Here is a 6451-nt window from a genome sequence, read left to right as displayed (position 1 = left end):
TAAACCAGATAAACCAATTACTCAAACTAACAATGAAAAATCCGAAAATTTTAAACCTGCTTCTAAAACCCTCCAATAGTTTTCAAATCTCCTATACCAAAATAGGTTTTTAGACAGACTGCCGTTATGTCCAAGCTTAAAAACGCAACCAAAATGATTTGAAAATCATCATAGTTTATGGAAAATAATTAAAAAACCAAATCATGAAAACCATAAAAATTTTAATATTGATTGGATTCTTTGCTGGACTGTTAAGTTGTAGTAAGGATGACACAGAAAAAATTAGTAATCCTGATGTTGAAACATACATAGAATTGTTGAAAGCAAATCAATATGACTCTTTTAAACTACCAGAGTTCTCTGCCGACGATATTCCTGCACTTTTGCAATACATTAATGATTTCAGTGTAGTTAATAAATTTCCTTCTAATCCAATTTCATCCTATGCCGAACCAAATCCTGACTACAGATTAAGTGTTCTCGTTTTATGGACAATTGAATCTATACGGTTAGCAGCTATGGATAACAAACTTGTTCTTGGGTTTGCTTCTCAAAACCCGTTTGTTCAGACAAAATCAGAACCAATTGAGTGGCTTACTGACCATGATAGTGAAATTTACAATACGATAAGACAAGCCTATTCTAATTGGTGGAATGAGAATAAACATAAAAAATTTAGTATTTTTTACAATATTGACCCACTATTAGAAACAGAATATAGATGGCACTAAAATATAAAAGCCAGGGCATAACAAATTGTATATGGCAGGCGGGGGTTTCAGCGGTCTGACAAGTCAGACCTTCTGCTCATTCTCCTGCGGGTCTGACAGGATTTCTCTTCGAAATCCCGCCCGACCACATACAAGTGACCGTTGGCGTGCATTGTGAATTCGAACAAATAGACACATGGATAGAAAGTTTAATAATTTAGCTGATAATTACATTTAAAATTTAAAGTTATTACCTCAAAATTATCGTTTGATAAAGAAAAACAAGATTATGAGAAAACTAATTCCAGCTTCCGCTATTCTATTACTTTTATGCTTTACTACATTCGGACAAGAAAACAGAGTTACGATAAGTGCGGGTTATCCAATCAATCTGACTAACCATTGGCTAGTTGACAAATGGGAAAAACCGATATGTTTTGACCTAAATTTTGACCATACAAAAAATTATTTATTAATCGGTGGAGGATTAAGCTATTCGAAAGCTGATGTGTCATGGTTTAGATACTACGATTCTGATATGAATACGATTTCAAGTTTGACTCCTTATCTGAGATTTGGAATATATCTTGATAAAAAGATTGCATCGTTTATACCGCATTTAGATTTGGGTTATTCAGCACTGATAACAGATATCGAGATTTATAATGGAGATAAGGGGGGATTCTATTCTGCAATCGGATTAGATTGTAATTTTAATTTGACAGATAATATTCAACTTGGAGTCGGCGCAAATTATAATATGACATTTTTAAAAATCAATTTTAATTATGAGGGAGCGATACAATATGATTTTATCCCGATAGAAGATGAAACAATGAAATCGTTATCTATGAATTTAAATTTAGCATATAGATTTTAATAACAACGACACGCCAACATTTTGCATATTTCATTGCGGGTTTGGTGAGTTGCCGTTATGCACAAGGTAAATTTCGACACGTGGAAGATTAATAGCATAAAAAAAATTCATGAAAAAATTAATTCTAACTTTATTTTTATTAGTGAACTTGTCGGGATTGATAAAGTCTCAAACCACTGAATGGACTGTGTACAGCCATGGAAAAACATACGTTCAATTGCACATGAAGGAAATTTTATTTGGATAGGTACTACTGTTGGCCTTGTTAAACTTGATAAAGTTACTGGTTTTCAAACTTTCTATAATAAGCTCAGTGCATAACAAAATGGGAGTGTAATGCGTGTTTCAGTGGGTAATCTAACCGCAGTTCTTCTTTGCAACACCGCCAATTCGTCTTTGAGGCGGTAAAAAGAAGTCCATACACATGAATGGCCTCCCCCTTGCCCGCCTGTTTTACATGACATCCTTAAAACCAGCATTCTCCATTTGATTTTCTCTTGCTTTTTTCAATGGCAATTCCTAATTTAGCTCCATAATTTTCTGTATATCAACAAACGACCAAAAACCTATGTTACATTCCGGACAGACCGACTCACAAAAAAATATTTTTAGCCAATCGTATGGAAAGAATTGCACCAAAAATAGATACATCGATGTTGTGCGTCATAGTATGCTAACATTGTGTGCATTTTAAAGTTAAGATTGAAAAAAATGAAATAGACATATGCAAAGTATAAGAAGCCACATATTTATTTGGATGATTAAAAACAGACATTTATTCAAATTGAAATTAAGGCCAGAGGTAGTTGATAATAGTTTTTCTGTTATTGAATTCAGAAAAGGAATTGACAGGACCAGTGCAAAGATGAAATTGCCTAAAAATATTTCATCAGAACAGATTCAGATTAATGCTATTAATGCTGAGTGGATAATTCCGGAAGGACATGAAGAAAATAAAATCTTGCTCTATATTCATGGCGGCGGTTTTATTTCTGGTTCATGCTTAACTCATCGTATGCATGTTGCTAAATTTGCGAATGGCAGTAAATTAAAATCATTAGTATTCGACTACAGATTGGCACCTGAGAACCCATTTCCAGCCGCACTTGAGGATTGTATCGAAGTTTATACCTGGTTGCTTCATCAAGGATATAAATCGGGAGACATTGTTATTGGAGGAGAATCTGCAGGAGGAACATTGACTTTATCATTATTACTTGCGTTAAAAGAAAAAGGCATTGATTTCCCAAAAGCTGCTTTTTCGATTTCTCCTGTCACTGATTTAAGATGTTTGGCTGATTCATTTCAATATAACGCTAATAATGATATTGCTCCAATGGGTTCATGGAATGTATGGACACAATATTACATTGCAAATAATAATCCTTTGAATCCACTTTTATCTCCGCAGTTTGGTAATTATGAAGGGCTTCCGCCAATATTTATATGTGTTGGAACGCATGAAATTCATTTAAACGATTGTGAAAATGTGGCAAGAATTGCAAATGAACAGGGAGTAAATGTGAGATTACGAAAATGGGATAAAATGATTCATGCATTTCCAATTTTATCACCTTTCTTCCCTGAAGCAAAACAAGCAATGACAGAAATATGTGAGTTTGCCAGAAATAGCTTATTGGATTCAATTGAGGATTAAAATAAAAAAAGTATGAACGCACAACAATGTACCCGTTGGCGGAATTAAGCAGCTAAAGTATGCTTGACTCTGCCAATGGGTTCAAACTCGTCAATTTGTTTAGCCATACGGCTTTGAATATCCTTTTGCAATGGGAACAAGGATTTTCTCCTGTCGTTATATTGTCGTCGGGAGATAATAGTTGAAAAATCTTCCGGATAATCAGTTCTTATCTTCAGAAAGAGAAGATTCTCACTATCAATTCCCAAAGCTTCTGCCATCATGCTTAGAGAAATTACTTCCAGGTCTGAAAACTTTGGAATTGGGCCGGGACGAGGAACATTCCCAAATTCATTTACCAAATCATTGCTGTTTAACTTGCAAATTTTCAATGCTTTATCGAAGTTTACCTTGAAGTTGTACACAGGCATGTAATTTTTGCCTTACAATATTAAACTACTAAATAACAACAATATGCAGAACCTTTTCAACATTTGGTCATTCAATAATTTATTAACAAATTAATTCCGCCAACGGGTTATTTAGAGATACAAGAATACTACAACAGGATTAAAGAAACTAACAGTGGCAACTAATTTTTTAAATCAAAAAACTGTATATTTCGGTAAAAATTCCATTATGACCAGTGAATTCACCACCATAAAAACTCTGTTTGAAAATGCTCCGGTTGGTATAATACTTACAACCATTTCTGGTGAGGTGATAAGTATGAATGATCAAATGTATAAAATGTTCGGTTATTCAAGTATTGATGAGATGAAAAGGTATGTTAAAAATGTGGCTGAGGATGTGTATGCAAACCCGGAAGACAGAGAATCTTTATTGTCTTCTGTTAAAAACAATCAAACAGATAAGTTATTTTTTATTCAAGGTAAAACAAAAGATAAAAATATTATAGATTGTGAGGTTTTTGTAAATAAGTACACTGATAAGGATACAAATGAAGAATATCTTATTGGCATAGTTGAAGATGTAACTAAACAAAAAAAAACAGAAGAGTTACTTCGACAAAGTAATGAACGCTACAAATCAATCATTACAGTTTCAAATACCGGTGCCTGGGAATATAAAAATGACTCAGATTACTTATGGTGTAGTCCTGAGTATTTTACGATGCTGGGTTATAACCCTAATGATTTCATAAAGGAAGGAAGAGTAAATCTGAAAGAAGTTTGGATCAATCTGTTACATCCCGAAGATAGGGAAAAGGCAGACAACACCTTTGCTGATTACCTTAAAAAAGGGTCTGCAGGCATGTATGAAAATTATTTTCGTATGAAACATATCAATGGATCATGGATATGGATATGGTCCCGTGGACAAACTTTGCGGAAGCCCAATGGAACCTTGACGGATCTTACGGTAGGTACTCATATTGATATTACAAGCCAAAAGGAAGCGGAAAAAAAACTGATTGATTATAAAAATAATCTGGAAATTATGGTTCAACAACGAACCAATGAGCTTGAACTTGTAAATAAAGAATTAGGTATAACGAACAAGGAGCTATCATCCAAAAGCGATATAATTAAGAAACAAAACGAAAAACTAACAACAACTATTCATAATCTAAAAGAAACACAATTAAAGCTCGTACAAGCAGAGAAAATGGCTTCATTAGGAATTTTAACTGCAGGTGTGGCACACGAAATAAACAATCCGTTAAACTATGTAATGGGTGCTTTTGTGGGATTAAACCAATATTTTGAAGAATACGAAAGTTCCGATAAAGAAAAGACCGATTTTTTATTAAATAGTCTTAAAATAGGTGTTGAGCGAATTTCAAATATTGTGGTAGGATTAAACCAGTTTAGTCGAAGCAAAGAATCTGTTGATGAAGACTGTGATATCCACACCATAATAGATAACTGCATAAGAGTTCTACATAACAAAATCAAAAATAGCGTTGAAGTAATAAAAGAATTTGCGGATGAAAAGATTGTAATAAGGGGTAATGTTGGCAAGTTACATCAGGTATTTGTAAACATCATTAATAATGCAATACAGGCCATCAAAAACAAAGGGTCTATCCACATAAGAACAATGGCAGCTGGCCATCAGTTAATAGTTGAAATATCTGATGATGGTATAGGTATCAGTGAAAAAAATATACAAAAAATCACCGATCCGTTTTTTACTACAAAACCTCCGGGTGAAGGCACTGGTCTGGGTTTATCGATAAGCAATATTATAGTTAAAGACCATAAGGGTGCAATGGAATTTAAATCAGAAGTTGGGAAAGGAACAAAGGTTATACTAACTTTACCATTAAAATAATTTTAGCATGCAAGAAAAAATAAAAATCTTATATGTTGATGATGAGTTTATAAACTTACAATTATTTAAAATTATTTTTTCAAAGAAATATGAAGTTCTAACTGAATTAAACCCTATAAAGGCACTTGAAATACTTGATAAAGAATTAGAGATTTCCATAGTGATAAGCGATATGAGGATGCCACAAATAAGTGGGATAGAATTTATCAAAAAGGCAAAAGAAAAGTACTCGGATAAAAAATATTTTATTCTCACCGGATATGAAATTACTGAGGAAATAAGACAAGCATTAGACAATAGATTAATACTTGAGCATTTTAAAAAGCCATTCGATATAAACCAGATATCAAAGGCTATTGAGGCGGCATAGAGAAAATAATATTGAATTTTACATTTGAAGTTGTTTAAAGTTGGCTCAGTAGAATCACACAAAATGCTATTAAATTAGCATTAATTCGATTATTATTCGTATTGTGACATTGGTATTCAACTACTTAAAAAAATGGATGCATTGATTGGAATCTATGAAGAGACATTACCATTTCACAAGGATTATTTCCGTATTTTAAAAAATATGATGATAGAAGAGGAAACTGACAGCTATATTTTAAGGGCAAAAACCGGCTGGACAAGAGATGGAGGGAAAGATACCGGATGGTGGGTCGGATATGTTGAGCAAGACGAAAATGTCTACTTTTTTGCAACGCGCGTAATTAAAGATAGGGAAACCCGGAATGCGGACTTTGGTAAGTGTCGTAAGAAAATTACAAAATCGATATTGAAACAAATGAAAATTATTGAACGTCAGTTCGAGCTAAGCTAACGTACAACTTTGCGTCTGGTCAATAACTTCTTCCATTCTAAGGGTAGGTTTTTTAGGCAGAAAGGAGTAAGCTATCAGACCTGAAAGTAAGTTTGTCAGGAAGT

7 protein-coding genes are annotated in these 6451 nt (G+C 33.5%); 6 read left to right on the top strand and 1 reads right to left on the bottom strand.

Translation table 11 applies throughout. From position 1 onward, the window contains the following. Nucleotides 1-203: 203 nt before the first annotated feature. The 3 genes from D1164_RS23300 to D1164_RS23290 all read left to right on the top strand — a co-directional run bounded on the left by D1164_RS23300 (nucleotide 204) and on the right by D1164_RS23290 (nucleotide 3247). A complete protein-coding gene (locus D1164_RS23300; RefSeq protein WP_119352318.1) occupies nucleotides 204-731 on the top strand; it encodes a DUF4943 family protein in 528 nt (175 codons plus the stop codon). A 268-nt stretch (nucleotides 732-999) separates the two neighbouring features. Continuing rightward, nucleotides 1000-1590, top strand: a complete 591-nt coding sequence (locus tag D1164_RS23295; protein WP_147372281.1) for a hypothetical protein — start codon at nucleotides 1000-1002, stop codon at nucleotides 1588-1590. A gap of 724 nt (nucleotides 1591-2314) precedes the next feature. Next, nucleotides 2315-3247 carry an alpha/beta hydrolase gene (locus D1164_RS23290; RefSeq protein WP_119352316.1) on the top strand — a complete coding sequence of 311 codons (933 nt, stop codon included), beginning with the start codon at nucleotides 2315-2317 and terminating at the stop codon, nucleotides 3245-3247. A gap of 44 nt (nucleotides 3248-3291) precedes the next feature. Here D1164_RS23290 and D1164_RS23285 read toward each other — a convergent pair whose 3' ends face one another. Continuing rightward, nucleotides 3292-3651 carry a hypothetical protein gene (locus D1164_RS23285; protein ID WP_147372280.1) on the bottom strand — a complete coding sequence of 120 codons (360 nt, stop codon included), beginning with the start codon at nucleotides 3649-3651 and terminating at the stop codon, nucleotides 3292-3294. Nucleotides 3652-3811: 160 nt separating this feature from the next. Between D1164_RS23285 and D1164_RS23280 the strand changes: the two genes are divergently transcribed. From D1164_RS23280 to D1164_RS23270, 3 genes are all read left to right on the top strand, one after another. Further along, nucleotides 3812-5524, top strand: coding sequence for a PAS domain-containing sensor histidine kinase (locus tag D1164_RS23280; protein WP_147372279.1), 1713 nt, complete (start codon nucleotides 3812-3814; stop codon nucleotides 5522-5524). Between the two features lie 7 nt (nucleotides 5525-5531). Continuing rightward, nucleotides 5532-5894 carry a response regulator gene (locus tag D1164_RS23275; RefSeq protein ID WP_119352313.1) on the top strand — a complete coding sequence of 121 codons (363 nt, stop codon included), beginning with the start codon at nucleotides 5532-5534 and terminating at the stop codon, nucleotides 5892-5894. A gap of 132 nt (nucleotides 5895-6026) precedes the next feature. After that, complete coding sequence (locus D1164_RS23270) at nucleotides 6027-6347, top strand: penicillin-binding transpeptidase domain-containing protein (protein ID WP_119352312.1); 321 nt, start codon at nucleotides 6027-6029, stop codon at nucleotides 6345-6347. The last annotated feature ends 104 nt before the right edge of the window (nucleotides 6348-6451 follow it).

The sequence above is a fragment of the Mariniphaga sediminis genome, from assembly GCF_003573545.1.
Lineage (GTDB): Bacteria > Bacteroidota > Bacteroidia > Bacteroidales > Prolixibacteraceae > Mariniphaga > Mariniphaga sediminis.
This window is presented reverse-complemented; position numbering and strand designations above follow the sequence as displayed.